The sequence below is a fragment of the Saccharothrix hoggarensis genome (assembly GCF_042678885.1).
Classification (GTDB): Bacteria; Actinomycetota; Actinomycetes; order Mycobacteriales; family Pseudonocardiaceae; genus Actinosynnema; species Actinosynnema hoggarensis.
Window position 1 is genome coordinate 1 of record NZ_JBHTLK010000492.1, and the last position, 1,176, is coordinate 1,176.

At 75.9% G+C, this 1,176-nt stretch carries 1 protein-coding gene; it reads left to right on the top strand.

Annotated features, from left to right (window positions below; translation table 11 throughout):
- The coding region (locus tag ACFQ3T_RS36710; RefSeq protein ID WP_380730790.1) for a hypothetical protein at positions 1–1,086 on the top strand (1,086 nt) is incomplete at its 5' end.
- Between the last annotated feature and the right edge of the window lie 90 nt (positions 1,087–1,176).

Genomic DNA, 1,176 nt, shown 5'->3' on the forward strand with positions numbered 1-1,176 from the left:
CTGCCCGGCCCCGACGAGTCCGACCCGTTCGCCGCCACCGTCGCCGAGCTGGAGCGCTACGTCGCCGCCTCCGCCCCCGCCTCCGTCCCCGACGAGCACCAGTCCGACGACGGGCACCGCGACGTGCCAGCTGTGGGTGTGGCGCCGGTCGTCGCGGACACGCGGCGGGTGGCGCGGTTGTCCGCCGAGGTCGCGGAGGCGCACCGGCTGCTGGAGTTGCAGGGCGACACCGCGCCGCTGCTGGTGGACACCGCGCGGGTGCGCAAGGCGCTCAAACGGTCCCGTGAGGCCGCCCGCCTGCACGCCCTCGGGCAGAACCCGATGGCGCGGGCGTGGCAGGCCGCGCGGGTGCGCCTGGTGCTCACCGTCGTGGCCCTGGTGGCGCTGATCGGCGCGTTGGCGTGGTCCACCACCGGCGTGCACCACACCCTCACCATCGGCGTCCCCCGGTTCAGCGCGGCGTGGTGGGCCGCGTGGGCGGTGGAGCCGTTCGTGTCCGCGGTGCTGCTGGTCGTGGTCGGCGCGAAGGCGTTCCTGACCACCCGCGGGCACATCCTGCGCCACCCGCACCTCACCGCGGTCGAGTTCGGCGCGCTGGCGGTCACGCTGACGCTCAACGTCTGGCCCTACCTGCCCGGTGTGGCCGACGGCTTCCGACCGATGGCGCTGCTCGCCCACGCGATCGGCCCCCTGGTCGCGGTCGGCGCGGTCACCGTCATGCCGATCATCTGGGCCGGGTTCGCCGACCTCGACCACACCGCCCCCGCCCGCCCCGACACCCCGACAGCGGCGACCGACACCGCGCCGGTCCGACCGGCGTCGGCGAGCCCCGCCGGCACCCCGACCGGCCCGGTTCCGGTGGACGTCGCCGACACCGCCGACACCCCGATCGTTCAGGCACAACTGTCCGCGCGGGCCGCCGAACTGCTGCCCCGACTGCGGGCCGCCATCGCGGCCGGCGACCTGCCGCCCACCGCATCGGCCAGCGCCATCCGCGCGCACCTGCGCTGCGGCAGCGAGTACGCCCGCGAACTGCGCAACGCCGTCACCGACCCCGCCCGACCGGCCCGACCCGAAACGAGGTGACCCGATGACCACCACCGCCCACGACCACGACGAGCACCAGGCCGACGACGCGGGCCGGGAGCACACCAACGTGGTGCACCTGCCGGTGCG